This window comes from Pseudomonas sp. PA-4-8C (genome assembly GCF_021606625.1).
GTDB classification, from domain to species: Bacteria; Pseudomonadota; Gammaproteobacteria; order Pseudomonadales; family Pseudomonadaceae; genus Aquipseudomonas; species Aquipseudomonas lactis.
Genome location: NZ_WKCD01000476.1, coordinates 1 through 2,096, shown reverse-complemented (window position 1 = coordinate 2,096; position 2,096 = coordinate 1). Strand labels below are relative to the sequence as shown.

3 protein-coding genes are annotated in these 2,096 nt (G+C 63.6%); 1 reads left to right on the top strand and 2 read right to left on the bottom strand.

Going from position 1 to position 2,096, the window contains the following annotated elements; all coding sequences use genetic code 11:
- A partial coding sequence (locus GIW04_RS30135) for a ComEC/Rec2 family competence protein (RefSeq protein ID WP_236479563.1) occupies positions 1-1,286 on the bottom strand: 1,286 nt, incomplete at its 3' end.
- Positions 1,287-1,421: 135 nt separating this feature from the next.
- Between GIW04_RS30135 and GIW04_RS30130 the strand changes: the two genes are divergently transcribed.
- Positions 1,422-1,937 carry a DUF2062 domain-containing protein gene (locus GIW04_RS30130; protein ID WP_120249003.1) on the top strand — a complete coding sequence of 172 codons (516 nt, stop codon included), beginning with the start codon at positions 1,422-1,424 and terminating at the stop codon, positions 1,935-1,937.
- 3 nt (positions 1,938-1,940) lie between these two features.
- Here GIW04_RS30130 and GIW04_RS30125 read toward each other — a convergent pair.
- Positions 1,941-2,096: ATP-binding protein (locus GIW04_RS30125; RefSeq protein WP_329607661.1), on the bottom strand; the 156-nt coding region annotated here is incomplete at its 5' end.

Genomic DNA, 2,096 nt, shown 5'->3' with positions numbered 1-2,096 from the left:
CCCTTGAACAATCCGTCCAGCGCGCCGCCGGCCAGCCACAGCACAGCTTCCCCCGCCAGCGGCACCCACAACAACGCCGTGCCCAGCAGCGCCAAGGGCAGCACCACCAGGCTGATCCACGGCACGGCAAACAGATTGGCCACCGGTGCGCTGAGGCTGATGGGCAGACCCAGCACCAGCAACACCGGAAACAAGCCTATGGCAATCAACCACTGGGGCCGGGTCCACGCCTGCCAGACGCTCCACGGCCCCAAGCGCCCGCCGAACGCCAGCAGCAACACCGCGACCGCCGCAAACGAAAGCCAGAACCCCACCTGCAGGCTGGCCAAGGGCTCCAGCACCAGCACGCCATTCAGCGCCAGCAGCAACGGCCACCACAGCCCCAAATGGCGGAAACGCAGACGCCACAGCAACACCAGGCCGACCATCACACAGGCCCGCTGCACCGGCACGCCAAACCCCGCCAGCAGGCCATAACCCAACGCTGCGCCAAAAGCCAGGCCGCACGCCCACGGCAGCCACGGCCAGGTTCGGGGCCAGCAACCATAGCGCGCCAATACCGCGACCAAGCCGTAGATCAAGCCCGCCAGCAAGCCGATGTGCTGCCCGGAAATCACCAGCAGATGCACCGTGCCCGTGTCCTGCAACACCTGCCAATCCTCAGGTGCCAGGCCGGAACCGTCGCCCAATACCAGCGCCGCCAGCCCTGCCTCGCGGCCTTGGGCATCCACCGCCATCAGGCGCTGGCGAACAGCATCGCGCCAGGCATTGCGGGCGGGTGCGAGACGCTCACCGTCTTTTACCGTTGCAGTGGCACCGATACGCTGGGCCAGCAGCCAGGCTTCGTGGTCAACTCCATGAAAATTGAGCAGGCCCGCAGGCCGCTTGAGTGTCAACGCCAAGCGCCAGCGTTCGCCACTGTTCACCACTGGCCCGCCGTGCCAGGACACGCGGATACGTTTGGGCAGCCGGACCTTGCGCGACCGGCCGTCGGCCAGTTCAAAGCGCACGCCCGTAACCGTCTGCTGGGGCAAGCCGACCACATGCCCCTCCACCCAGCGAGTTTGCCCGTCCATGGCAGGCTGCAGCCGGTCATCCAGCGCCCGCTGCGCGCTGAGACAGGCCCAACTCAAGCCCACCAGAAAGAACGCCACGGGATAGGACCGAAAAGGCAACAGCATCAAGGCCAGCACCAGCATGGCCAATAACCCGGCACCAGGCGGCAACACCGGCAACCAACGCAACGTCAGCAACCCCAGCGCCAACGCCAACATCCCTGTCTTCATGGATCATCCTTTTCCAGTGATCCACTCAGTCTTAGCCGGCTGAACGACAGCGCCTATGATGTTTTGTCACAAAGTCTGAATTTTCTGTTTATAGAATCCGGGCATACTTGCCCCTCGAATTGACCTGGACCCCATATGCCCCGGCGCTTATTCAAACGGTACATGCCCGATCCCAGCAGTATCAGGGAACACAAGTCATTACAGTTTCTTGGCACGCTGCTGCATGACCCCAACCTCTGGCATCTGAACCGGCACTCCGTGGCGCGCGCCATGGCGGTGGGTTTATTTGCGGCGTTTATCCCGATTCCGTTGCAGATGTTGCTCGCCGCAGTGCTCGCGATCTCGGTGCGCGGCAATATGCCTATTGCCATCAGCCTGGTGTGGTTGACCAACCCCATCACCATGCCGGTGGTGTTCATCTGCACCTATATGACCGGCGCCTGGCTGATGAACGTGCCGCCACGCAGCTTGCCCGATAACCTGACGTGGGAATGGATCAGCGGCCAGTTGAGCACCCTGTGGCAGCCATTCTTGCTGGGTTCGGTGGTATCGGGGGTGGTATTGGGCGCCCTGGCCTACTGCCTGACCATGGCGTACTGGCGCTGGTGGGTAGCGCACCAGTGGAAAAAACGCAAACTGCGTAGGCGCTGAGCGCTAACGGGCCAGCAAACGCAAATGCACCCGCAGACCCTGCCCGGTGTTTTCTGCCCATAAGCGACCGCCCTGGCGCTGCACGGCGTTGCGGGCAATGCTCAGGCCCAGGCCGAAACCGCCATCGCCGGGCCGCGAGCCGTCCAGGCGGGTAAAGGG